This is a genomic window from Cytobacillus sp. (genome assembly GCF_032154635.1).
Lineage (GTDB): Bacteria > Bacillota > Bacilli > Bacillales > Cytobacillaceae > Cytobacillus.
The window spans coordinates 1-26,190 of the sequence record NZ_JALDXW010000032.1; the positions used below are offsets into that span (position 1 = coordinate 1).

The following is a 26,190-nucleotide window of genomic DNA, read 5'->3' on the forward strand; positions in this document are numbered from 1 at the left end:
TATTCAATTGCAGCAGGTTAAAAAGGCGATTTCCGATCGTAAATATGGAAATCGCCTTTTTAGAGAGTTATAGTGTCCGTTAAATAATCCGGAGATTGCTTCACTTTATCGTTTTCCTGAGTTGTCATCCCAAATACTGAACCCCCAACCCCGCCAATCATCCCAACTGAAAATACCCCTGCCAGGAAGCACCCGATTAACTTTTTTTTATTCATTGTATCATCCCCCTTTTATCATATTCGATCCATTCCACTTGTTTAAATCTATTTAGTAAAGGAATTACCTAGTAAAAAATAATCACAAAGTGCCTGTAAATAAAGTTATCACCAACTTTTTTTTCATTCACGTTTCTAAACAGGAAATAGATATTCAGGATTCAATACGAGTGAAGAGGTAATCTATCTGATGTTCTTAATAAAGAATATTAGTGAAACTTTAACGGTTTTTCTCTTAAAATACAACCATTCTCTATCAAGTATTTGATTGATAACTGGAAACATGGCTGCTCGTTGATGCGATATTTTTATTACTAAAAAAGAGGAACTCCGGAAAAAATATACATTTCCTCCAATCAACTACTCTATTGTTCTTAATTAAGAAAAAAACATTCGTTTTATTGTTTTTATTTTCGGAATATTGTAGTATAATTCAATTAAATGAAACGAATTAACTTTCATTTCATTTTTTTTGGCCAAAACGTTCTTTATGAAGAACAAAAAGGAAGGTGTGAGAAGAATAGTGACTAGCAAATTAAAAACGGAGGGAGGAGAATACTTTTACAACAAATTTCTTCACTAAAACAGAAAGATCAGCAGTAAACCATCATTCATTCTTTAACTTTAGAGAATGAAATTGATTTTAATACTTAAGTAAGAAAATAGAATAATAGTGTCCATTATGAAGGACAGAAGAGGAGAAGGGGGAAGTGAATTGAGGAAAAGGAAGTTTACAAAGCTATTTAGTAGTATTCTAGCCTTTATAATGGTGCTCTCGCTAGTATTGCCTGTTTCGGCGACAGCAACTGAAACAACTGACTTAAAAGCATTTAAGAAGCAACAAAGTGAGAGAAATATGCTGCTAAAGGCAGCAATTGCAGAGCAGCTAGAGGCAATTGAAGGTTTACCAAAGCTGCATAAAGATTTAGAGGATAAATCAGGTACTGAAAAGATTCCAGTTATCATTCACCTATCAGAAAAGCCGGTAGCATTAGAAAAAGGAATGGAAGAGCTAAAAGGAAAAATACTATCAAACTCCCAGATCTCACAAATCCGCAGTAAAATAAAAAGACAGCAGGCATCTGTCGATAAAGAAATGAGAGTTAAGGGTATCTCATTTGATAAAGGGTTTGCCTATGATACGGTTCTTAACGGCTTTGCAGCCAAAGTAAAAGCGGATGACCTCAAAAAGCTTCTCGAAGTTTCAGGTATCACATTGGTGGAACCAGATGCAATTGTTCATGTATTAGATGATAAAAAGCCAGCTGATTCATCATCAGACCTTGAAAAGGTTGTAGATTACGAGACAAAGATGAATACTAGTATCTCCTTTTTAGGCATTGAAAAGCTTTGGGATAAAGGGTACAAAGGAAAGGGAGTCAAGGTAGCTGTACTTGATACTGGGATTGATCCAGATCACCCAGAATTCCAAGGAATCTACAAGGGCGGAAAAAACTTTATTCCAAACAGCTCTACCTATACTCGCGAACGGGCAGATGATGATGCTCGTGAAACATCACCGAAAGAGCGCCCGGCTAGCCAGCCAGAATTCAATGCACAGGGACGCGCCTTCTATACGGATCACGGCACACACGTTGCAGGAACAATTGCTGCCATTGGTGCCAATGAATACGGAATTAAAGGAATTGCCCCAGAAATTGATCTATATGCTTACCGCGTACTTGGAGCATATGGAAGCGGATCGACGTCAGGAATTATTGCTGCTATCGAGCATGCGGTTAATGAAAAAATGAATGTTATTAATCTTTCACTTGGTGGAGAGTCAAACTCAGAAACAGATGGAGCATCATTTGCGATTAACAACGCCATGATGGCAGGAGTGATCTCGGTTATTTCATCCGGTAACTCAGGTCCAAATCGTGGAACAGTAACAACTCCTGGAACATCACGACTTGGAATTGTAGTTGGTAACACGACTAATCCAGAAACACAGCATAACGGATTAGTAACAATCAAGGTTGGTGAAGATTACAACTACACGAAACAATTAAAATTTATGGGAACAACTTTTGGACAAGATCTTGCACAGCAGCTGAATGGCGAGTATGAGCTTGTTGCTGTACCAAATGTTGGTGCTGTATCCGACTATGATGGAATTGATGTAGATGGGAAAGTTGCCCTTATCGCACGGGGAAGCCTTGCATTCGTTGATAAAATTGCCAATGCGAAGGCAAACGGTGCTATTGCAGCAATTATCCACAACTTCTCAGGCGGAACAAATGCACCTGATGTATCAAACGTGTTCTTAGGTGATTCATTTGCCTTCATTCCAACGATAGATATGTCAGTAACGGACGGAACAGCAATCCGTAATGCTTTGAAAAATGGACAAGGAACGGTTACATTTGGAAACTATGGCTCGGAAAAGTCGCTAGGTGACGATGTGAATGACTCTAGTTCACGTGGTCCATCTACACCGAACTTCGATATAAAACCAGATGTAACAGCTCCAGGAACAAACATCATGTCCTCTGTGCCAGCTTATAAATGGGACTTCCCTGAAGCAAGCTACGAAGAATCCTATGACCGTTTCACAGGAACATCTATGGCAGCACCTCATATCGCTGGAATTGCCGCACTCGTCAAACAAGCAAATCCAGATTGGAATGCCTTTGATGTAAAGGTTGCGATCTCAAATACAGCTAAACTCCTTAACACTAGTAATTATGATGTCTTCACTCAAGGAGCGGGCCGTGTAGATGCATATGCAGCTGCATTTCCAAGCGTGCTTGCTTATGCTGAAGATGAAGCATTACTTGATTCTTCCGGTGAAATTGTACCGAATATTAAAGGAACTGTTACATTCGGTCCACAAAAACTGGACAAGGACATTTCTGTTACAAAGCAAATTCGTGTGAAAGATCTTAAAGGAGCAGGTGGAAGCTTTAATGTGCAAGTAGACGTAACAAAGTCGTTTGCCGATGCAGCATTATCAATTGACAAGCCATCCTTTACATTAGCTCCAAATGGCGAACAGCTAATAAATGTAACATTAACAGCTTCGAAAAACGCTGCTGCCAAAGCGGGAGATGAAATCCTAGGCTATATTCATATTAATGGTGGCGAAAATCATGTATCCTTGCCATTTGCAGCAGATTTCGGCGGAGAGGCAGCGGTTCAAATCAAGGATATGCGTATCACCGAAACGGATCTTTCTTTCGACGGTGACGGTGTAAAGGACGAAGCAATGCTTTACTTCACTGTGACTGGTGATTTGAAGACAAACTTTATTGAAATTTGGGATTTTGAAAACCCTGAAGGTGGCGTATATGGAGACGGGTATATCGGCTACTTGCATGCAGCTAATTCCTTAGGCGCTGGCTCCTACCAATTACCGATTAAGGGACAATACCGGCCTTGGGAAAATGCCTCACAATTAACAAAAATTCCTGATGGTCTATATACAATTGACCTTACAGCTGAAACAGCATCAGGTAACCCGCCAACTATCGGGGACTATGTTGGTCCTATTGTTGTAAAATCAACAAAGCCTAAAATTGATGGTGAAGTGGCAGAGAACAAATTGAGGGGACAAATAACAGATAAGTACATTGATTACAATGAAACACTAAAGGATTACGGACTTCATTACGACCTCAACACAAAACTTAAGGCTTCTTACGTACTCACAAAAGATGGGAATGCGGGCACGGCAGTACCATTAACACTTAACCAAGACGGTACATTTGAAATCGAATTAACACAAGAAGCAGATACAGTTACAGTACATGTAGATGATGCTGCTGGAAATAAAGGCAAGGCAGATTTTGCTGTAGAAAATGCAGCTGAAACTAGCCTATCAGTCGATCAATCAGATGTAACAATTGAAGAAGGCAAAAATGCAGCGATTAAGGTAACTCAAACAACGAAGGATGGCGACGAAGTGACAGAAGAAGATGTGACAGCTAAAGCCACTTACAGAGTAGCCGATGAAAGTATCGCAACAGTAGAAGCAGGAGTTATTACGGCGAAGGCTGCAGGGAAAACTACTGTTACAATTACTTACGGCAAAAACTCCGTAACGGTAGCTGTGACAGTGGTTAAAGGAGAACCTGAACCAGATAAGGAAATCAGCTTGAAACTAGAAAATGTAGCCTCAAGTGAGATGGGTCCTTATGTAAACATCGAAAAAGGAAAAACACATCATTTAAAGGTTATGGAAGTAACAACAATCGGTGATAATATAACAGAAGAAGATGTAACGAAAAAAGCTACCTACCATGTAGCAAACGAAAGCATTGCGACAGTTCAGAATGGTGTAATCACTGCTAAGAAAGCAGGATTCACAGAAGTGACAGTCACATACGGCGAGAACACTGTGAAGTTAACAGTTATTGTTGCTGACCCTGATGGCGGGGAGAGACCTCCTAGATTACCAAGAATAAATAGCGCCATGCTCTGGTTTTAATAATATTGGTAAAATAATTTAAATAAAAGAAGAAGAGGCTGGGACATAACTAGCTTCAAATAATGAGAAAGGTGAATTTGAGTATGTTCAAATTCACTTTTCTCTATTTTTTAGTGTAAATTCTACTATTATAATAGTTGTTCGCCTTTCGTTGTGATCTGTTGTGTAAAGGATGTCTTGAAAAGATGTAGCAGACAAACTGGAAATACAAATGTTGATTACACGAAATCATCATGTGATTTCTGCATTTTAGAAGAGGGCGGTTACCAAGCACAAGCAGGGCAGCCGATACACGTGGAGTGAAACTTGTCTTAAAAGATACATTCTAATAAACTTTATCTAAATGAGGGGAAGAGATCCTTCTATCTTGTTAATCAGCCTTTATAGACTTTGCTTCCACGCTTTCGTTCGTAGCGGGAAATCACTATCGTTCGCAACTTGAAATAAAGAAGTATCAATAAAGTTGATAGAATATAATAATAGGAAGGTAGGTTATCTAATATGCCAACTGCTTATCGATCGAATACATATGTTCCTGAATTGGTTCAATAGCAAAGAGATTGGCAAAAGAACAACAGTTTAGAACACTTGTAGTTTTAATTTTAAAAAATATCTTTCTAGAAATAATTAACATTTTTTTCCGTTTATTAAATGTATGTTTATATGATATTATTTTTAAAAAAAGATGAGGTTCAGCAGATGAGTTCAACATTCGTACAGACAGAAACAACTAAAACAAAAACCTTAGTCATTAACGCACTATTCATTGCATTAACGCTAGTAGCCACGATGTTCATTAACATAAAGCTCCCAATCATGGGGAACGGGGGGCTGATCCATTTAGGGAATGTACCTCTATTTATTGCAGCTTTAGTTTACGGCAAAAAAACAGGTGCCATTGCAGGTGCCTTCGGAATGGCCTTTTTTGATCTTCTATCTGGTTGGGCAGTATGGGCGCCATTTACATTTATTATTGTTGGTTTAATGGGCTTTTTGGCGGGCTTTATTTCTGAAAAAGCACCTGGTAAGAGAATCCTTGTTAACTCTCTAGCAGTTGCAGTTGCACTTATAATAAAGGTTGTTGGCTATTATTTTGCCGAAGTAATAATTTACGGAAACTGGATCCTGCCGTTTGGCTCTATTCCAGGCAATATTATGCAGGTTGTAATAGCAGGTATTATTGCAGTTCCTCTTGCAGCACGCTTAAAGAAAAGTGCCTGACTGATGACAAAATAAAATTATATGTTTTTTAAAGCTTCATTTTCTACTAGAAATTCCGTTAAAACATTACAATTAATAATCATTATGAAAAAACACCCTCCTGAAGAACTCAATCCGTTTTTCAGGGGGGTGTCTGTTTTTTTATATAAAGTAGTTATTGATATTAATAACCTCTAACAAGTTTATTACGAATTTTATTAGATATTAATTCGACAATTAAGATTAGGATCATTAATCCAATTAAAATAGAACCAACTTCAGACCACTTATAGCCATTCATTGCAAAAATTAATGGAGCCCCGATACCGCCTGCGCCAACTAATCCAAGGATTGCGGCATCACGCAGGTTCATATCATAGCGGTAAATAACAATGGACATAAACATGGCTGATAATTGTGGAATGATTCCGTAGCGAATTTTTTCAAAAGGTGTACAGCCAATGGATTCAAGGGATTCTAAAATATTCACTTCTAAATCTTCAATGACATCCACAAAAAGTTTGGAAAGCATCCCAATCGAAGTTAATGCCATTGTTAAAACACCGGCAAATGGCCCTGGGCCAGTTACACGAATAAACATTAAACCGTATACAATTGCCGGAATGGTTCGCACAAAAATTAAAAATAAACGAACGAGAAAAGCAACTGGCTTGGGCACAATGTTAGATGCAGATAAAAAGGCAAGAGGGATAGCTAAAATAGCCCCAACAATTGTCCCTAAAAAGGCGATTGCCATTGTTTCTACTAATAAATATGGAACACCATTTGTATTGAATGTGAAAAGCAAATCTGTATTTGGTGTGACAATCCCTAGTAAAATGTTTTTAGCGATGTCTAGACCATTGCTAGTAAAATTGGATAAATCAACGGCAGTTAAAGACCACATGATAAATGCAAATAAAATAACAGCGGTGATCACATTTTGCACAATGCGCTTTGGTTCATTTAATAGTTGTTTCTCGATAGAATTCATTGTGATCACCCCCCTACATTAATTTCTTTCTGAAATATTCACTAATGGATTCGATAATGTATACGGTGACCACGAGCAATAGTAGAATCATGCCTACATTGGCATAATTACGCCAGCCTAGGCTTTCGTTTAGCATCAGTCCGATACCACCCGCGCCAACATAACCTAAAATAGCAGCATAGCGGACATTTCCTTCGAAACAAAAGATCGCATTAGAGAGATAGTTTGGTAATATTTGCGGCATAATCGCACAGCGAAATGCCGAGGTGGTTGTGTGTCCCATCGAATGCATTGCTTCAAACGCCTTTAAGTCAGCATTTTCGATTGCCTCATATAAAAGCTTTCCAACATAAGCAACCGTGAAAATGAAAATAGCAACGGTACCTGCCATTGTCCCTATACCAAATACAAAGGTTGCGATTAGTGCCGCAACTAGCGTAGGCAATGTGCGTAATAAGCTTAAAATAAATTTGAATGCTGCTACAACAGGTTTATTTTTAATCATATTAGATGATGCAAGATAAGCAAGCGGTAAAGCAAAAATAGATCCTAAAATAGAACCTAATAATGACATTTTTATTGTGTCAAAAAGCGGCTGCCAAAGTTTGTTAAGATATTTCCAGTTTGGCGGAATCATATCACCAATGATCACCCAAAACTGCCCGATTCTTTTGGCTAATACTTGCAAGTCAAAACCTGTGATTTGAACAGAATAATAGAAGCAAATGAGCAAGACTAAAATAATCCATGGAGCTTTTGAACGTTTAAAAGTTACGGTTTTGCCATTTGGTAACTCAACTGATTTGGCTTTTAAAATGTTCAATTACCACTCAGCTCCTCTTCAAGCTTCCCATTGTATATGTGCTCTAGGATCTGTTCTGTTACTTCACTTGCTGGTCCATCATAGACAATTTCACCACTGCGAATGCCAACGACACGTGTAGCATACTCAAGTGCTAAATCTACGTGATGAATGTTAATAATAATTGTCATATTCATTTCTTCATTTATTCTTTGAAAGTCAGTCATTACTTGTTTTGCTGTAATTGGGTCTAGTGAAGCAACAGGTTCATCGGCTAAAATAATGCTTGGTTTTTGAGCAAGAGTCCGAGCTAATGCTACACGCTGCTGCTGGCCGCCTGATAGCTGGTCAACACGGGTAAAGGCTTTATCCAATATATTCATTCGATCAAGCGCTTCTAATGCTTCAATCTTTTGCTTTTTTGTATATAAACCTAGAACCTTTCGCCATATGGGCATATCAGGAACAAAGGAGACAAGGACATTTTTTAATGAGGAAATGCGATTAACGAGGTTAAACGATTGGAAAATCATTCCGATTCCCCGGCGAAGCTTGCGAATTTCTTTCCCCTTTAATGTAGAAACCTCCACATCATTAACCAATAAAGAGCCAGATGAAATATCATGCATCCGATTAATACAGCGGATCAGTGTAGATTTTCCTGCACCAGATAGCCCAATGACTGCTACATATTCCCCTTGCTCAATGGTTAAATTAATATCCTTTAATGCTTCGTATCCATTGTCATACTTTTTGTTTACATTTTGAAATTTTATCATGCAGAAATCCTACCTTTGCTTAAAAAAAGGGAACACGCAACATGTCCCCTCTTTATTTCATTGTATTTAGTTAGAACTTAGTTCTTGAACTAGCTTTTGCGCTTTGCGCTCATTATCGTAGTCAGAGTCTTTCGCCTCTTGATAGCCATCGTGGCTATATATTGCAATTACCTCTTTCCCTTCATCGGAATTGCCAATATTGATAAATGCTTTTTGTAATGCAGCTTTTAAATCATCATTCATATTCTCTGAGTTTTTGCTAACACTGACTGTATCGTTGTAAATAGCTGGCATTACGCCAATAACATCTGTTTCATCCCAGATTGTTGCGGAACGGCCAAATTCAGAACCCCATTGATCAGCAAAGTCAATGCGTGCATCAGCATAAGTAACTAGTACATCTGTTTGACCTGAAGCTAGGCGTCCGAAGGCACTTCCGTATGAATCAGCCTGAACAACTTTAGAAAGATCAGTAATTGTTTTTCCGAAGTTTTCATCTAACCATAATGCAGGGTAAATATAACCTGCTGGAGAAGAAGAAGACATTACGTTCCAGTTAACGTTGTCTAAGTCTTCGAAAGTAAGCTTTTCACCGTTATTCACTTTTTCAGCTAGTTCTCTACCTTTTTCGGAAGGACCAGCAATTAGTAGTGCACGATAAGAGTTTGTTTGCTTATCGGACTTTTCGGTAGGCTTGTTCTTATTCCAATCAGCTGGATTGTCAGAATCATTGCTTAGTCCAGCACGAGTTGCAGTTAAAATCACTTCTGCACCATCATCATAAAGCACATATGTACCGCCAGGGATTAAACCAATATCTGTTGTACCAGCTGATAATGCTTCACCAACAGCTTCATAGTTTGTTCCAACTGTAATTTCAACTTCGCCAACATCATAGCCTAAACCTTTTAATTCTGTTTTTAACAGATCTTTAAGTGGTTCAGTTGCAGTAATAATTTCATCAGGGTCACGAGATGGAACGAATGCAATTGAAAGCTTGTCTAGTTTCTTTCCGCTTGCATCGTCGCCTCCCTTGTCAGATTTACTTTCGTTTGAGCCACATGCTGCAAGTGAAACGCTCAATAAAAGTACTAGCATTAATGTGAAAAACTTTTTCATGACTTACCTCCTATATATATGCATACTAGACTAGTATAAATTAAATCTGTTAAAATTGGGGAAATAATTATATAAATTTTATATTTTTTTAATGTAAAGTTTGTAAAAAGCATACATACCGAGGTGTACAATGAAAAAGATTTCAATTTTAGTTACTAGTGATGTCCATGGGTATATAATGCCAACTGATTTTTCAGGTGATGTGGATATGCCATTAGGATTAGGGAAGCTGGCAACGGCAATTGAGGAAGAAAGAAAACGCGGGAATGTCTTATTAATAGAAAATGGCGATTTTATTCAAGGAAGTCCATTAACTTACTATGAACAAAGTTTTAAAGCTGATACGAATAATTCAGTTGTACGCTTGGCGAATGCAATGAAATATGATATGGCGGTATTTGGAAACCACGAATTCAATTTCGGGTTACCTGTGTTAAATAAAGTAGTTGAGGAATCCAATTATCCTTGGCTTGCAGCTAACATAAAACGGGAGGATGGAACCTATTTCACGGCGCCATCTACCATTAAGGAAATAGATGGTGTTAACATTGCGATTGTAGGCGTTACAACACAGTTCGTCCCCATTTGGGAAGAGGCTGAGAGGATACAGGGACTTATTTTTGAGGATGCCTTTGAAGCAGCAAAAAGAGAAGTGGAGCAGCTCCGTGCCAATCATCCAATAGATGTGATGATTATTGCCTATCATGGAGGGTTTGAATCTGATTTAGAAACTGGAGAATTACTTGAAAGTTCCCGGGAAAATGTCGGTTATCAAATCTGTAAAGAAATTGAAGGGGTAGATGCTGTGATTACAGGTCATCAGCATCGTGAAATAGCCCAGCATCTATTCGGGAAGGCAGTTGTGCAGCCTGGTACGAAAGGGGTTTGTCTAGGCAAAATTGAACTGACAATAAATGATAGCGGGAAAGTAGAAAAATCCGAACCATCCCTTATTTATATGGATAACATTCCATTAAATGATACAATAAAAAATTTAATCGCTCCGATTTATAATGAAACGGAGAACTGGCTTGACCAAAGCATTGGAAAGATAGAAGGAGATATGCTTATAGATAGCCCTTTTCATGCGAGACTAAATGGGCATCCATATGTTGAATTTATTAATCGCATTCAGAATGAAGTGGCAGACACGTCCATTTCATGCATGGCTATTTTCAGTGATAGCTGCCGCGGGTTTAATCCGAACGTAACGATGCGGGATATCGTTACGAACTATATTTATCCGAACACATTGAAGGTATTAGAGGTAAAGGGTCAACATATTATTGAGGCACTTGAGCAGTCCGCGACGTATTTTAAATTGGCAGATGGGAAACCAGTTGTTTCAGAAGCCTTCCAATCGCCTAAAGAACAGCCTTATAATTATGATCTTTGGAATGGCATTGACTACACAATTGATTTACGTAATCCAGAAGGAAAACGTGTGGTCGAAGTGACTTTCAATGGTGAACCGCTGCAAGCGGAGGGCATATATAAGGTAGTCATGAACAATTACCGAGCTACAGGCGCAGGGAACTTTGATTATTTTAAGGATTGCCCAGTTATAAAAGATATACAAACTGATATGACAGAAATGATTGCTGATTATCTCATTAACCACGGCACCATTCAGGCTAAGCCAATGAATAATATGAAAATCTTATATTAAAAACAACACGTCTTTAAAAATAGTATATTGCAGCACCGCATATAAATAGGAACGGGTCCAAAATAAGCAAGTTAGCGTATGACTTGTCTGTTTTGGGTCCTTTTCTATTTATGACAAACTGCTTCAATCACTCTAATCATCCGTCCGCTAAAATAACTTGACCATTTCCTTTTAAACAGATTTTAGAGTAAACTAAGTTCCATATCTTTTTAGAAAAGAAGGTTTGACTAGTGCCAAGCGAAAATAACAAGTATCAGAATCAATCATTGTTTAGTATTACGTGGCCGCTCTTTATTGAAATTTCCTTGCATATGAGTGTCGGGATTATTGCGACATTAATTTTAAGCGGCTACTCAGATAAGGCTGTTGCGGGTGTTGGGGTAGCTAATCAGATTATTAATATCTTTATCTTGATTTTTAATGTAACTGTCATTGGAGCAATGATTTTAATCGGTCAAAATTTAGGTGCGAACCAACTGAAACGGGCACGTGAGCTTGCACGTTCTGCTTTTGGGATCAATTTATGGGTTGGTATCGTAATGACTGCAGTTGTCGTACTGTTTGGGAATGTATTTTTACGATTCTATGGGCTAAGCGGGGAGATTCATGTCTTTGCTCATATATTTCTAACCATTACAGGATTCTCGCTTGTACTTGAAGCCATTTCCCTCGCATTAAGTGCTGTTCTGCGAAGCTATGGACATACAAAAGAAGCGATGGTTATGACGGTTATAATGAATATGATTTGTGTTGTCGGTTACTTTATTGCGATCAAAGGCTGGTTTGGCCTGCCGGTAACAGGAGTTGCAGGCGTTTCGTATTCTATCATAATTGCTAGGGTATTTCTCGTTCTCGCTTTGCTTTACTTTGTTAATAAAATATTAGCTTTAAAGTTTTCGATAAAAGATGCCTTTTCTATCCATAAAACAGATATAAAGGAAATTTTCCACATTGGAATTCCATCAGCTGGAGAAAACCTTTCCTACCAGCTTTCACAAATTGTGATTACGAGCTTTGTTGCCATGATTGGAGACGATGCATTAGCAGCCCGTGTGTATATTATTAATCTTTCCATGCTCTGTTATTTATTCACAATGGCAATTGCTCAAGGGACCCAGCTGCTGATCGCGCGTTATATTGGAGCGAAGGACTATGACAGAACGCTAAAACGAGGACTTAAAACATTAAAAATCTCGATGGTTGTTTCATTAGTTGTATCGCTTGCGATTGCCCTTACTGGCGAGCCGGTATTAGCCGTGTTTACAGATGAATCCAGTATCATTTCGATCGGACTCCCTGTTCTCTGGGCAATTGTATTTATTGAACCTGGACGTGCGATGAACATAGTACTGATGGGGTCGTTAAAGTCTGTCGGTGACGTTCGTTTTCCTGTTGTTATAGGTATTATTTGCATGTGGGGTGTTGCGGTCGTATTTAGCTACCTTTTCGGAATTATCTTTGGATTAGGGCTACTGGGAATTTGGATTGCTCAAGGGTTTGATGAATGGATTCGAGGAATCTTTGCATTAAGACGCTGGTTATCTAAGCCGTGGTTGAAGAAAAAGGCAGCCAACTATGAAATGGCAGAAAATAGAGGGTAATAGGCTTCTGGCATTAGAGATGTTGGCGGATATAATTGGGCAGACGGCGAATATAGTAGTTTCTTCGTGCGAATGACAACCTAGTTTGCTTTGTGTGACTAAACTACATATTCAAATAACTCGAAATAATGCTATAATGCTAGTTGAGAATATTGCTTGAACAATTGAATCTTTGATAGCTAGTAGGTGCCTTATCATTGGATAAGGTTAAAAGGGAAGCCGGTGTGAATCCGGCGCGGTCCCGCCACTGTTATTCGGGGATAACCTCGCAGTACCACTGTTCCAGATAAGGAATGGGAAGGAGAGGAAGTCACGTTACCCGTAAGCCAGGAAACCTGCCTATTTAGCTTGCCAACGAAATCCTTCGCGGAAAAGGATAGGCTTAATCAGTATAAATTTATTTTATTTGTCTGGTTTTTGCATGCCTTGTTTCCGAATGGAAGCAAGGCTTTTTTTCGTTGTTTAGTAAAAGACTTCAAGTTATCAAGCTCATCTCGAACCATAGATGAAGGGAAGAGGAATGAGTATGAAAAAGTTTTTGGCATTACTATTGACTATGCTGGTAGCGTTGACTATCAGTGCTTGTGGGACAGGAAATGACGGGGCAGAAAAAGACAGCTCTGCACAAAAGGCGTCCTCAGAAGTGGAAAGTAACGGAAGTCCTGAGACCGAAACAAGTGAGAAAGCAACGGTCTATCCGCTTACAGTGAAAGATGCAACAGGATTGGAATTAACTTTTGAAAAAGCACCCGAGCGTATTGTTTCTACTTCCCCGTCAGAGACGGAAATTCTGTTTGCTTTAGGGCTGGGAGATAAAGTTTTCGGTGTATCAGATTTTGATGATTACCCGAAAGAAGCGCAAACGAAGCCGAAGGTGGGAGGCGTAACAAAGCCGAATGAGGAAGCAATTATCGCAGCTAATCCAGACCTAGTAATCGGCGGCATTTCAATGAAAGATGATATTGTCGAGAAATTTCGCGGGTTAGACCTTCCTTTATATAAAACGGAACCGAAAAAAATGGAAGATATTTTAAGCAATATTATCCAGATTGGCGTCATTACAGATACACAGCAAAAAGCAGAAGAGCTTGTGGCGAAAATGAAGGATGATATTAGCACAGTTACAGAAGCGGCAGCAGCTCTTAAAGAAGAAGATAAGAAAAAAGTATATATCGAATTTTCCCCAGGCTGGACGGTAGGCAAGGGGGAATTTATGGATGAGCTGATTACGATGGCTGGTGGCATTAATGTTGCCGCGGATATGGAGGGCTGGAACGCAATTAATGAAGAGAAGATCATTCAGGATAATCCAGATGTGATTCTGTATACCGCTGGTACTGTTGATGATAAGTCTGGGAAACCGCTAGAAGAACTAATAAAATCACGAAATGGCTGGGAGAAGATTACCGCCATTCAAGACAGCAACTTGACGGGAATAGAAGGGAATATTATGTCTAGACCTGGTCCGAGAATAACAGATGCCCTTAAACAAATGGCTGAAGCCATCTATCCGGATTTGTTTAAGAAATGAAGAGAAGATTAGCATTATGGGGGGGAGCGGGAATCGTTCTCCTTCTTCTTTCAGTGATTGTTAGTTTGTCACTTGGGTCTGCTAATTTGCCTCTTTCGCATGTTTGGGGAATTATTCTACACCAGCTTCCATATCTGGAAAATGTAATAGATCCAAATTGGGCAGCATCATCTGAGCAAATCATCTTGAAAGTTCGTTTGCCACGGGTGTTTCTTGCTATCCTTGTTGGAGCGTGCTTATCACTTGCTGGTGCCGGTTTTCAAGGAGTACTACGCAACCCGTTAGCTGATCCGTATACGCTAGGGGTAGCATCTGGTTCAGCAGTAGGTGCGGCATTCATCATTTTATTTGGCTTTCATACGATTTTATTTGGTGCTTGGACGATTCCCTTGGTTGCATTTGTAACAGGGTTAATTAGCTTACTAATTGTGCTCCGTTTAGCCAATGTACAAGGAAAGTATAAATTAGAAACCATCATTTTATCAGGTGTTGTTGTTTCAGCATTTTTAGGGGCTATTGTTTCCTTTATGGTATCCATGTCCGATCAGGTGGTAAATGAGATTGTCTTTTGGCTGATGGGAAGCTTAGCCCTTAGAGGCTGGTCATTTGCCTTTGTGCTCATGCCTTATTTAGCTATTGGGCTTGTCGTGTTGTTGTCGTATGGGCGAACATTGAATTTATTTGCATTAGGAGAGCGGCAGGCAGCACATTTAGGTGTCAATATTAAACGAACACGGCTGGTTGTTTTGATCGTATCTACCTTAATTACTGCTGCTGCCGTATCAATCGTTGGAACGATTGGCTTTGTAGGGCTTGTTGTCCCGCATTTAGTGAGATTACTAGTTGGACCAGATTACCGGCTATTACTGCCTTTGACAGTGATCTTTGGTGCCATATATGTGCTTTGGGCGGATACGATTGCGCGTACATTACTTAGCCCGACAGAAATTCCGCTCGGGGTTGTGACCGCCGTTCTTGGTGCACCATTCTTTGCATACTTGCTTCGCCGAAACAAGCAAATGTCAGGGGGAAATTGATGAATGATTATTCAAGTCGATAGCTTAAGTAAACGGTTTGATAACCAATCAGTGCTTGAGGAGATTAGTTTTTCAGTTAAACGTGGAGAATGCCTAGGAATTATTGGACCGAATGGAAGCGGAAAGTCTACATTACTAAAGCTATTGTCTGGTGTGGAAAGTAAGTCGGCTGGAAAAATTGAAATAAGTGGGAAACAGATTGAACAATATACACGAAAAGAACTGGCCAAATGGCTGGCTGTTTTGCAGCAGGAATCTCTGCCTCCGATTGGATTTACAGTAAGAGAAGTAATCGAAATGGGACGATTTCCTTTTCAAAATTGGCTCGGAGAAGAAACAACAGACATTGAACGGCTTATCGATTCAATTATCGATAAAATGGGGTTGAATGATTTAAGTGATCGCCATCTAGAAAACTTAAGCGGAGGAGAGCGGCAACGAGTAGCTCTTGGCAAGACAATGGCACAGCAGCCAAAGCTTCTGATGCTTGATGAACCAACTACCTATCTCGATATCGGCCATCAAATCCTGCTTATGGATCGCATTCGAGAATGGCAGCTGGAAGATGACTTGACGGTTATTTCAGTTCTGCATGATTTAAATTTAGCAGCACTCTATTGTGATCGGTTGTTGCTTTTACATAACGGGAGAGTTCTGGCGATTGGATCCCCAGAGGATATTATTCGGACTGATTTAATTGAGGAAGTTTATGGTACCTCTCCCATAGTGATGCAGCATCCGGTTTATGGTTTACCACAAATTATTCTTCAGGGAGAAAGTATTGCTCAGCGGTCGGTACCTGCAAATAGGAGAATTGAACAGATGGAAATCTGCCAATAAGATAATACAAGTTGCATGAGGGAGCAGATGGATCTAATTAACATGAGGAGGAATAAGCAATGAGTAAACCAAGTAAGGAACGGGGATTAACACTTGTTTACACAGGAGATGGCAAAGGAAAAACAACGGCAGCGATAGGGCTTGCTGTAAGGGCATATGGCCGGGGGAAAAGAGTGCTAATGATTCAATTTATTAAATCTCCCCAGCGTACATATGGAGAAAAACTTGTTTTTGACAAGCTAGGAATTGAAATGGTCCAAAAAGGGATTGGATTCACTTGGACAAAAACCCCTGAAGAGCATCGTTCTGCACTAAAAGAAGCCTGGACGTATACGAAGGAGCGAGTGATGGCAGGTGAGCATGATCTTGTCATCCTAGATGAAATCAATAACGCACTGGCAATCAATCGTTTTCCTATTGATGATGTGCTGCCGATTCAAGAAGTACTGGATCTCATTTCCCATCGCCCTCAAGGGATGCATCTTGTTCTAACAGGAAGAAATGCGAATTCAAGGATCGTTGAGACGGCAGATCTTGTTTCAGATGTGAATGTGACTAAGCATTATTATGATGAGGGGATACCAGCTGTTATGGGGATAGAGCTCTAAGAAAAGAGAGGGGAAATTGATGAAAATTGTATCGTTGTGTCCAAGTAATACTGAGCTTCTCGGATTTATGGGGCTGACATCAAGCATCGTAGGCGTGGATAACTACTCTGATTGGCCTGTACAGATTAATGATTTGCCTAGATTAGGTTCTGATTTGAATATTGACATGGCAGCTGTTGAAGCGCTGCAGCCAGATTTAGTTCTTGCATCATTATCGGTGCCTGGCATGGAGAAGAACATCGTTCGTTTACAGGAGAGGGGATTACCTTTTATCACGCTTAATCCAAATAGCTTGTCTGATATCGGAGATAATATCCTTGAGGTCGGGAAAGCAACAGGACAAGAAGCGATTGGGAAAGCTGCATACGATAAATATAATGGATTATTGGAGATGTATAAGGAGTTTGGACGGAAGATTGATGAGCGGCCACGATTGTATTGGGAATGGTGGCCAAAGCCAGTATTTACTCCGGGTGGTACAAATTGGTTAACCGAAATTAGCCATATAGCTGGTGGCAGTAATGTATTCGCAGACGATGAGCGGGCCAGTGTGAAAACAGATTGGGAGGACGTAAGAAAGCGTAATCCCGATTATATATTGATGGCATGGGTTGGTGTGAAGGAAAAACAAATGAAGCCGCAATTGCTTAAACAACGGCCTGATTGGCCAGAAATGAGGGCCATTAAGGATAACCGGATAATTGTAATGGAGGAATCCCTTTATTGCAGACCCTCTCCGCGTTTGTTACTCGGTATACAAAAACTTAGTGTTTTGCTTCATCCGAACCTTTTTCCAGCATATGATGAGCAGAAAGCAGAGGAATGGTTATGTCCATCAAACGAATTGTAGTTGCAGGAACCGGGAGTGGTGTTGGAAAGACTACAGTAGCTATTGGTCTAATGGCAGCTTATCAATCGTTAGGATATACCGTGCAAGGATTTAAATGCGGTCCCGATTATATTGATCCAACGTTTCAGACTGCTGTGACTGGAAGGAAATCTCGAAATTTAGATAGCTGGATGTGCAGTTCTTTAGCAGTAAAGGAAATTTTTTTACGTGGTTGCCAAGAAGCAGATGTGGCTATTATCGAAGGAGTAATGGGGTTATTTGATGGAAAGGATCCACTTTCTGATACAGGGAGTGCTGCAGAAATTGCTATGATCACAAACAGTCCTGTTCTGCTTGTGGTTGATTGCGGTGGGATGGCACGAAGCGCAGCTGCAATCGTAAAGGGGTTTCAAAAATTATCTCCTGCCATTCATCTTTGTGGGGTTGTGGCGAACCGTGTGGGAAGTACAGGCCATTACGAGTTAATCCGAAAAGCGGTAGAAAAAGAATGCGGGATCCCTGTAATCGGCTACTTAGCAAAGGATGATCGCCTTTGCATGCCTGAGCGTCATCTTGGACTTATTCCCTCCATTGAACGTGGAGAACTTAAGCCTTTCTTCAACTTACTCTCAGATACGATTCAAAAGAACTTCGATTTAGATCATCTATATCAAATAATGGGGTCAGAAACAATTGAATCTTCAAATATTTTATTTGGAACACAAAAGCAAGTAAGTAAAATAAGAATGGCGGTTGCATGGGATGAGGCTTTTCACTTCTACTACCCAGAAAATTTAGAGTTGTTAGAGCATTGTGGAGCGGAGCTTATCTTTTTTTCCCCACTTAAAGGGGAACAGGTTCCTTCGAATGTACATGGACTATATATAGGTGGTGGATTTCCAGAAGAGTTTGCGTCTGCTTTATCAGTTCAGAAGGACGTCCTCCTATCTGTTCGGGAAGCTATCCAAAGGGGGATGCCTACGGTTGCAGAATGCGGAGGATTCATGTTCTTGTCCGAATCGATTGAAACGGTTGGCGGAGAGGAATATCCGATGGCTGGCTTGATTCCTGGCAAGGTGAAGATGCATACGAGGCTTGCCGCACTTGGTTATCGGGAAGTAACAGGAATGGACAAGAATTACTTAATTGGACCGAATGACCGAGCAAGAGGACATGAGTTTCATTACTCAACTTTTGAGTCTTCTCAGGAGTTTGCATCAGCATATACTACAACTGGGTTAAGAGGGACAAAGCATGAAGGCTTCTTATTAAACAATCTTGTCGCAGGATATACACATATCCATTTTGGTTCTGCACCTGAACTTGCACAGCGCTGGGTGGAACAGTGTGTGATGTTTAAAAATGGTGAATATAAGGTGGTTCACCATTTGAGTTAGTTGATTAATTCTTTCTAACTCCTTTAGAAATATGCTTGTCATAATCAATTGTAGTATGATTAGGGGGCTAGGTTCTGTCCGCTTATGCAAAGATGAAGCAGTAATAAGAAATACTAGACAGAATTTAGTTGAATTGCTTTCGGTGACAGGTGTTATTGAAAAAAGGAGGTTCGATGATGGATAATAATGATATATTAATTCGATTGAGATATGCGTTAGAAATAAAGAATAAAGAAATGGCAGAAATATTTAAACTTGGTGAGATGGAAGTAACTGTACCAGAGGTAGTAAAAATTCTCACTAAGGTCGAAGATGAATTTGAGGGTGAAAACGACAGTCAAATAAAATGCAGCAACAGTATGTTGGATGCATTTTTAAATGGGCTCATTATTTATAAGAGAGGGAAACAAGATCCGAAACCAGGCCAGCCTGATAAACCAGAACCTTCTTTTAGGCGAAGCCCAAATATGAATAATGTCTTATTAAAAAAAGTCAAAATAGCTCTAGCATTAACGACTGAAGATATGCTGGATATCTTTGCTAAAGCAGGATTAAGGGTAACAAAAGGAGAGCTTGGAGCATTATTAAGAAAAGAAGGACATAAGAATTATAAAGAATGCCTGGATAATTTTGCTAGAAACTTCTTAAAAGGTCTAGCTGTTAAATACAGAGGTTAATGAGTTATCGGATTCTATAGGTGATGAGATGAGACATACTTACTTAGGTAATACTTTATATTATGAGATAAAGTACAAAAACCGTACCTCTATAGGAATAATGATAGATGGGTATGGGGATATTGAAGTCCAGGCTCCAAAAGGAACACCTGATGAAAAAGTAATCAAGGTATTAGAGGCAAACTGGGATCTTATTAGGCAAAAAGTAAGAGAAAAGAGGGAAATGCTGAATGGTCCGCAGGAAAAGGTCTATAAGGATGACGAGAGCTTTCTTTTTTTAGGAAACACATATCCGATAAAGATCATCCACCATATAAATATTTCGAATGACCATATTGTGTTTGAAGAAGATAAGCTAAAAATATATGTTAAACAGCTGGATGAAGAGAAAATTAGACAAACATTGAAACGATTTTATTACCAGAAATGTAAGGCACTAGTAGAAAATAGCATCTCATCTTATCAAAAAAACTTTAAAACAAAACCAAGATCAATCCGTATTTCTGATAGTAAAACTACGTGGGGAACCTGTGACTCAGAACTCCGATTAACATTTAATTGGAGACTAGCAATGGCGCCGCCTGAAGTCATTGACTATGTCGTTGTTCATGAAATGTGTCACATGGTTCATCTAAATCATGACCGTTCCTTCTGGCGTCTTGTTGGGAAAATAATGCCCGACTATAAGGAAAAAGAGAACTGGTTGTCATTATCCAACTGGAAAATGACTGTGTAGCAGGACAAGATGTAAGAGAAATCAAGCATAATAGTGACAATGATGAGCTTAGTTTATTACTAAGTTCATTTTTTTGTTCTGGATTCTTATATTTAAGATTATCTAATGGCTGATATTCATTTAGCATTTACAATTTGACGAGAGTAAAAAAATAAAATATAGGACAATTCCCTTTTACTAATTCTTGTCAGCCCATGCTCTCACTTTTTCGGATAGCTCACTTTTTTGCTGCTGGAATTGCCTGATGCGATGTCCGTTAGCTCCAGATGGATGTGGAAAGCCAGTTAAGTAATAATGATTAGGCAGTTTTTGCTCTTCAGCGTATTAAGGACTACGGCGAATATATTAATGATAACGGCTAATATATCGCCGTTGGCGTCCAGTATACCGAAAGTTTGGCGAATATATCGCTTTTTGCAAACACAATGCATGTAATCTGCAAAATCATTCTCTCTTTGCCTGCTCCGTTCTTGCTAATTTCACATATTTCATTAATTCAGCTATCCCATCAAACTGAATCAGTAGCTGACTGTTCAATTTTTCTTTTGCAAGCTGAAAGGATTGTTCGAGTTGTGTATAATTTTTTGTGTCTAGGTTATCTAAAAGTTTTTTCATATGTTCAATATAATAGATAGTTTTTCTTAAACTGCTAATGACTAATATCTTTCTTAATTCATGAATGGTGAATACTCGATAGCCATTTTCTTTATTTCTTTTTGAGTGAATTAATCCTTCCTTTTCCCAATGTCTGATGGAAGATGTATTAATCCCGGCCATTTCTGCAACTTCTCCAATGCTCATTTTATCCGTCAATGTCACATTTATATATTTACGAAAATCCGTGCTTTTTATCATCAAAAGTATGTCGTCCACTCGCTTTTTTTCTGCTTCAATCTTGAATTGCTGGTTATTTATTAACCAGAGCGCTTGCTTAATATCACCAGTTTTAATTTTTCTCATTGCCTCATAAACAACGGGGATCTCATACCCTTTTAATAATGCACGTATTGTAATGAAAGCTTGGAAATGGATAGACAGATAGTATCTATGATTGCTGGGTGTCCTTGGTACATCCGGAATTAGATTTTGTTCTTCATACCGCCTTAGAGTGGTCGTACTGACATTGAGCTGATTAGCAATTTGCGCTGGTTTATATTTCATTTTTTCCTCCTTATGATTAAAGTAAAACCTTCAAGTGCTACGTTAACTAAAAAACTGTAAAACACGAAGATAACAATAGAAACAAAGGAAAAACTGAAAGATTGCATGAAGGTTATATGATATTAGTATAAACACATGAGGAGTGATTGTATTGAATAAAATAGTTAAATTAAACGACGGTTCAGAAATAGAAGTCGGCTTAACGGGGAACTCCAACAATAAAACAATCATGCTGCCGATAGCAAAAAAAACTGTTATCGGTCAAGCTGCGGAAATGTTGAAGTTATGGGGAGTAGATCCTGAGCTTGGGATTAAATTTGTTGAAGGATTATCTGACACGTTTCAAGTATTATTCTTTGATTATGAAGGGCATCGAATGGAGCACCCAAATGGAGATAACCTCACACCTGAGACCATTGTAAAAGACTTTTTGTTGATCGCCAATGAAATGAAAGTCGAGAAGTTTGGGTACTATGGGTATTCTTGGTTGGCTTTGGCTGGATTACAATTGGCTATTAGAACAAATAGACTAGAATGTTTAATTATGGGTGGCTTTCCGCCAATTGAAGGACCGTATAAAGAAATGATGACAGTCACGAATAAAACCTTTGAACAGGCATTAAAGAATCAAGATCATTCTGAAGCTGATCATTCTGAACAAATTCATCCTGAAGGAATAGATTGGGACAATATTCAAGTACAATTACACCCAGAACAGACGAAACAATTTGTGACGATGTATAAAAGCTTAATGAATTTTCATGATAAAAAAATCCAAGATCGTTTGTATTTTCCTAGACTCACATTTGCAGGAGAAGAGGATACCATTATTTATGGTGAAAACTTTGGAAATGTATCTGTTGATGTAGTCGGTTTAATCAAAAAAAACAAACGAGAATTGGAACAATTGGGATGGGATGTCGAAATAGTAGAAGGCGTCGGTATGGACCATACAAAAGCCATGCAGCCCGCTGCGGTTTTACCCTTGATTAAACCATGGTTAAGTAAAAATCTTTTATCATAGTTTATAGGAACTACGAAGGAGAGAATCCCAATGATCCTCTCCTACATTTTTGACTATATAAATTGGGTTAATAGCTGGTTAAACTTGTCACGTTCTTCCCAAAAAGGACCATGACCGCTGTAGTGGAAAGGAACAAGCTGAGAGTTTCTTATTTTTTGATTGAGCACCTGCGCTTGTGAAAACGGAATCACTTTGTCATGAATCCCATGTATAATTAGAGTAGGCTTATCTATTTTTGGAAGATCTGCATCCAGTTTTTCGTCCCTTAATAATTTAATAATCGCCGCAGTCGACCAGCTTGCCGCCTCTAATCCCATTTGGAAAAACCAGTCTGAAAATGATTTCGTTATATATTGGAAGAAGAAGGTGTCTGTTATTCCTTGCATCATTTGGGGACGGTCATTTAATGTTTCCTTTAATAGGTTTTTTGCTGTTTCTTTTGTAAAGCCAGAGGGAGCTGCAGCGTCTATAAGGACAAGTTTGGCAACTCCGTACCCGTTGTACCGGGACATATATCGAATGGCGATTGCTCCCCCAGTAGAGTGACCAACGAGCGCAAAATTGTCTAGTTGAAGTGCGTGAACAATCATTCGTATATCATCTGCCAGTCTGTTGTATGTGTAGCCGCTTATCGGTTTATCTGATTTTCCAAAGCCCCGCCAATCGATGCCAATGCAGCGATAACCCATTGCTGCAAGAATATTAAACTGATATTCAAATTGTTTATGGCTCAGTGGCCAGCCATGTATAAACACGATCGTCTTGCTGCCCTCTTGATTAATATCTTCCACAAATAAATTTACACCTGGTTCTACAGAAACGAAGTATCCCATCACAATTCCCCGTCCTTCATATCATTTTAAGGCTAAGATATTCATAGGAGGAAACATAGGTGAGTACCTATCGTTATTGAGTAAATATATATATTTGGCGATTCCGTTAGAAAGATGTTATTTTTGGATTATTACAGTTATTTGGACGATGATGTATACATATATTAAGAAATCATTAAATAGAGGGAATGGATCGTATGAAAGAGGATATACAAGGAAATGCAAATGCTTGCTATCGGAAAGCGGAGGAGAAAGCAAATCACTATTTTAAAAAACTGCATGAGCAGGTGAAGCAAAAGACATTTATTCCAATTCTCACAAAGGATATACAATCTTGGAAGCACAGCCATATTCATCATCATTCGTTGCTTTCTTTATTTTCTCGGATAAAGGGAAAGTCTAATTATCGAGGATATAAAAGTTATATCCAATGGCTTGATCACACAGGCAAATTAGATAACTATCTAGATCGCAGCATCTCCTATATTTTCATGCGTGATTTGGGGAAAGCGCTTCGCTCACCTAATACACGGACGAGAATAAGAGATATAGTTGACAATTTAAAAAGACAGCTGACTGATTCTGCTAGTAAAACAGATGAGATTTTTACTATGCAGGGTTTGTACCGTAGGGCTCAGAAGGAAGGGATTGAATCGACCGTAATCTGGGTGATTAACAAACTAAAAACAGTTTCTTCCAACATCCCTAGAGGGATGGATGCAACGCACGCTCAGCGGAAGATTATTAAAATTATCGCAGGAGTAGTAATGAACGAAATGGAGGAGATGGGTGATCAGGTGTCACCTAAAGTGCGTGCACAGAAACTTGACCGTGCAATTAGACTCGGGTATTCCTATGGACTGACCTATCCCTTCATTGATGATCTGCTGGATGCCAAGATTTTATCAGAGAGAGAAGAGAAACAATTTACTGAATGGATCCGTACCACTTTGGTGACGGGAATTGTGCCTAAAATAGGAGAGTGGACAGGAAAGAACAGAGAACTGATCTGCTTCATTTATAAGGAGCTTAGGGATGCCTTTGAATATTTGAAGAGGCATCAGGGAAAGGAGACAAAACAGTATTTTTTCGAACAGGCGTTTATCTTCTATCACTCTCAAGAGGTGGATCGTGCAAAGGACTTGTCTAATGAGCATTACACGAATGAAGATCTTTATATACCGGTCATTTTAAAGTCTTCTTCTTCACGATTAATCGTCCGTTCTTTAATTAATGCTGCTGTAGATAAGGATATTGATAACCGAACATTTTATTATGGAATTTATAACCAGCTGGCAGATGATTTTGCAGATATGTTTAATGATATGGAGGACGGGGCGGTAACTCCGTATACATATTATATAAAATATCATGATAAGCGCTCAGATTTGATTAATCCTTTTGAATTATATTGGACGGTTATCTCTACTTTGATTCATCATGTTTATCACTCTGACAAAAAGTCTCGGGAGGTCATACTGGATCGGGCGATCAACGGATTGAAGCGATTTAAAGAACGGTTGGGAACAAAAAAGTACAATGAAATCATGGACTTATTTGCTTCAGGTAATCGGGAATTTAATCAGCTTATTCAAAAAATGGTTCGAAAAGCGGATGATGTGGATTTCTTTGATAAACTGCTTCGAGATCATATGATAATCCATTTGAAAAATGACCGGATGGAGAAGGAAGATTTTTTAAATACGATTGAAAAAGTACGCGCGCAAATTAATAGCATCTTATCCATTCCAAAAAATGAGAAGGATCCTTTAATGAACGATACAATTATTGAGGCCGCCAATTATAGCTTAGAGGGGGATGGAAAACGACTTCGGCCAATCATGACATGGGTCATGGGCGTAAACGAATATGGATTAGATCAAGCGGCAATGGAGCCGCTTCTTAAATCTTTAGAGTATATGCATACAGCATCTTTAATTTTCGATGATCTGCCATCTCAGGATAATGCGTCCATTCGCAGAGGGCGTCCAACCCTTCATGAGGTATATAATATTGCCATTGCAGAATTAACAGGACTCTTTTTAACACAAAAGGCAACGCAAGAGCAAGCATCGCTTGAAGAATTTGATCCAAAAGCAGTACTGAACATGATTCGCTATTCGTCCAAAATAACGGAGGATATGTGTAAAGGACAGGCAATGGACCTTGATTCAAAAGGGAAGCAATTAACCTTGGAGCAATTAAATACAATGTGCTTTTATAAAACAGGAATCGGATTTGAAGCTGCCCTTATTATGCCTGCACTTCTCGCTCAAGCAGAAGAATTAGAGATGGATGCATTGAAAAAATACGCCTATCATGCGGGAATTGCATTTCAAATTAAGGATGATCTGCTGGATGTGGGAGGAGAATTGAATCTACTTGGAAAGCAAATAGGAAAAGATGCTGAAAACAATAATTCGACCTTTGTAACGATTCTTGGCTTTAAAGGAGCTGAGAAAGCCATGTGGGAGCATTACTGTCTCGCAATGGAAGCGTTGGAAGGGGCACCACGCAAGATTTCCTTTTTGAAGCATGTAATGGATTATATTGTGCATCGCGACCGTTAGTGAACGATCACATCAAAAAGGAAGTTCCTTTTTTAATCCATGGTATGACATGGGAAATGTATAGTTGGGTAGAGAGGGAACGGTTTTTTCGTTCCTTTTTCTCTGTATAAATTTAAGTTGGCGGACTGATTTATTGAGC

Annotated in this window: 21 protein-coding genes and 1 riboswitch; of the genes, 14 read left to right on the plus strand and 7 right to left on the minus strand. The window is 39.1% G+C overall.

The window, feature by feature from the left end; all coding sequences use genetic code 11:
• Nucleotides 1-59: 59 nt before the first annotated feature.
• Nucleotides 60-215: a hypothetical protein gene (locus RUH74_RS18570; RefSeq protein ID WP_313802700.1), complete on the minus strand. Its 156-nt coding sequence runs from the start codon at nt 213-215 to the stop codon at nt 60-62.
• 715 nt (nt 216-930) lie between these two features.
• Between RUH74_RS18570 and RUH74_RS18575 the strand changes: the two genes are divergently transcribed.
• Both RUH74_RS18575 and RUH74_RS18580 read left to right on the plus strand, forming a co-directional pair.
• On the plus strand, nt 931-4,644 hold the full coding sequence (locus RUH74_RS18575) for a S8 family serine peptidase (protein ID WP_313802702.1): 3,714 nt from the start codon (nt 931-933) through the stop codon (nt 4,642-4,644).
• 699 nt (nt 4,645-5,343) lie between these two features.
• On the plus strand, nt 5,344-5,865 hold the full coding sequence (locus tag RUH74_RS18580) for an ECF transporter S component (RefSeq protein ID WP_313802704.1): 522 nt from the start codon (nt 5,344-5,346) through the stop codon (nt 5,863-5,865).
• A 163-nt stretch (nt 5,866-6,028) separates the two neighbouring features.
• On the opposite strand, the gene phnE (RUH74_RS18585) is transcribed toward RUH74_RS18580, so the two are convergent.
• The 4 genes from phnE (RUH74_RS18585) to RUH74_RS18600 form a co-directional block, all read right to left on the minus strand.
• Nucleotides 6,029-6,838 carry a phosphonate ABC transporter, permease protein PhnE gene (gene phnE / locus RUH74_RS18585; RefSeq protein WP_313802706.1) on the minus strand — a complete coding sequence of 270 codons (810 nt, stop codon included), beginning with the start codon at nt 6,836-6,838 and terminating at the stop codon, nt 6,029-6,031.
• Nucleotides 6,839-6,851: 13 nt separating this feature from the next.
• A complete protein-coding gene (phnE, locus tag RUH74_RS18590) occupies nt 6,852-7,661 on the minus strand; it encodes a phosphonate ABC transporter, permease protein PhnE (protein ID WP_396230100.1) in 810 nt (269 codons plus the stop codon).
• Nucleotides 7,658-8,419: a phosphonate ABC transporter ATP-binding protein gene (gene phnC / locus RUH74_RS18595; RefSeq protein WP_313802708.1), complete on the minus strand. Its 762-nt coding sequence runs from the start codon at nt 8,417-8,419 to the stop codon at nt 7,658-7,660. The genes phnE (RUH74_RS18590) and phnC overlap by 4 nt, the downstream gene beginning before the upstream one ends.
• 66 nt (nt 8,420-8,485) lie before the next feature.
• On the minus strand, nt 8,486-9,538 hold the full coding sequence (locus RUH74_RS18600) for a phosphate/phosphite/phosphonate ABC transporter substrate-binding protein (protein ID WP_313802710.1): 1,053 nt from the start codon (nt 9,536-9,538) through the stop codon (nt 8,486-8,488).
• A gap of 130 nt (nt 9,539-9,668) precedes the next feature.
• On the opposite strand from RUH74_RS18600, the gene RUH74_RS18605 reads away from it, so the two are divergent.
• The 10 genes from RUH74_RS18605 to RUH74_RS18650 all read left to right on the plus strand — a co-directional run bounded on the left by RUH74_RS18605 (nt 9,669) and on the right by RUH74_RS18650 (nt 20,463).
• Nucleotides 9,669-11,207 carry a bifunctional metallophosphatase/5'-nucleotidase gene (locus RUH74_RS18605; RefSeq protein WP_313802712.1) on the plus strand — a complete coding sequence of 513 codons (1,539 nt, stop codon included), beginning with the start codon at nt 9,669-9,671 and terminating at the stop codon, nt 11,205-11,207.
• Between the two features lie 230 nt (nt 11,208-11,437).
• The gene (locus RUH74_RS18610) at nt 11,438-12,808 is read left to right on the plus strand and encodes an MATE family efflux transporter (RefSeq protein WP_313802714.1); all 1,371 of its coding nucleotides are present in this window, start codon (nt 11,438-11,440) and stop codon (nt 12,806-12,808) included.
• Between the two features lie 167 nt (nt 12,809-12,975).
• A riboswitch (cobalamin riboswitch) is annotated at nt 12,976-13,165 on the plus strand.
• A 169-nt stretch (nt 13,166-13,334) separates the two neighbouring features.
• Nucleotides 13,335-14,339 (plus strand): ABC transporter substrate-binding protein, encoded by a 1,005-nt coding sequence (locus RUH74_RS18615; protein WP_313802716.1) that lies wholly within the window; start codon nt 13,335-13,337, stop codon nt 14,337-14,339.
• A complete protein-coding gene (locus tag RUH74_RS18620) occupies nt 14,336-15,376 on the plus strand; it encodes a FecCD family ABC transporter permease (RefSeq protein WP_313802718.1) in 1,041 nt (346 codons plus the stop codon). The genes RUH74_RS18615 and RUH74_RS18620 overlap by 4 nt, the downstream gene beginning before the upstream one ends.
• Before the next feature lie 6 nt (nt 15,377-15,382).
• Complete coding sequence (locus RUH74_RS18625) at nt 15,383-16,216, plus strand: ABC transporter ATP-binding protein (protein WP_313802768.1); 834 nt, start codon at nt 15,383-15,385, stop codon at nt 16,214-16,216.
• Between the two features lie 59 nt (nt 16,217-16,275).
• On the plus strand, nt 16,276-16,824 hold the full coding sequence (locus tag RUH74_RS18630; RefSeq protein ID WP_313802720.1) for a cob(I)yrinic acid a,c-diamide adenosyltransferase: 549 nt from the start codon (nt 16,276-16,278) through the stop codon (nt 16,822-16,824).
• 19 nt (nt 16,825-16,843) lie between these two features.
• Nucleotides 16,844-17,674: a cobalamin-binding protein gene (locus tag RUH74_RS18635; RefSeq protein ID WP_313802721.1), complete on the plus strand. Its 831-nt coding sequence runs from the start codon at nt 16,844-16,846 to the stop codon at nt 17,672-17,674.
• Nucleotides 17,653-19,050 carry a cobyrinic acid a,c-diamide synthase CobB gene (locus tag RUH74_RS18640; protein ID WP_313802722.1) on the plus strand — a complete coding sequence of 466 codons (1,398 nt, stop codon included), beginning with the start codon at nt 17,653-17,655 and terminating at the stop codon, nt 19,048-19,050. Before RUH74_RS18635 ends, RUH74_RS18640 begins: the two co-directional genes overlap by 22 nt.
• A 176-nt stretch (nt 19,051-19,226) precedes the next feature.
• Nucleotides 19,227-19,727, plus strand: coding sequence for a YehS family protein (locus tag RUH74_RS18645; protein WP_313802770.1), 501 nt, complete (start codon nt 19,227-19,229; stop codon nt 19,725-19,727).
• Between the two features lie 28 nt (nt 19,728-19,755).
• Nucleotides 19,756-20,463 carry a M48 family metallopeptidase gene (locus RUH74_RS18650; protein WP_313802724.1) on the plus strand — a complete coding sequence of 236 codons (708 nt, stop codon included), beginning with the start codon at nt 19,756-19,758 and terminating at the stop codon, nt 20,461-20,463.
• Between the two features lie 444 nt (nt 20,464-20,907).
• On the opposite strand, the gene RUH74_RS18655 is transcribed toward RUH74_RS18650, so the two are convergent.
• Nucleotides 20,908-21,624 (minus strand): MerR family DNA-binding transcriptional regulator, encoded by a 717-nt coding sequence (locus RUH74_RS18655; protein ID WP_313802726.1) that lies wholly within the window; start codon nt 21,622-21,624, stop codon nt 20,908-20,910.
• A 151-nt stretch (nt 21,625-21,775) separates the two neighbouring features.
• Between RUH74_RS18655 and RUH74_RS18660 the strand changes: the two genes are divergently transcribed.
• Nucleotides 21,776-22,648 (plus strand): alpha/beta fold hydrolase, encoded by an 873-nt coding sequence (locus RUH74_RS18660; RefSeq protein ID WP_313802728.1) that lies wholly within the window; start codon nt 21,776-21,778, stop codon nt 22,646-22,648.
• Between the two features lie 53 nt (nt 22,649-22,701).
• On the opposite strand, the gene RUH74_RS18665 is transcribed toward RUH74_RS18660, so the two are convergent.
• Complete coding sequence (locus RUH74_RS18665) at nt 22,702-23,481, minus strand: alpha/beta fold hydrolase (RefSeq protein ID WP_313802730.1); 780 nt, start codon at nt 23,479-23,481, stop codon at nt 22,702-22,704.
• 197 nt (nt 23,482-23,678) lie between these two features.
• Between RUH74_RS18665 and RUH74_RS18670 the strand changes: the two genes are divergently transcribed.
• A complete protein-coding gene (locus RUH74_RS18670) occupies nt 23,679-26,051 on the plus strand; it encodes a polyprenyl synthetase family protein (RefSeq protein ID WP_313802772.1) in 2,373 nt (790 codons plus the stop codon).
• Nucleotides 26,052-26,190: the final 139 nt, after the last annotated feature.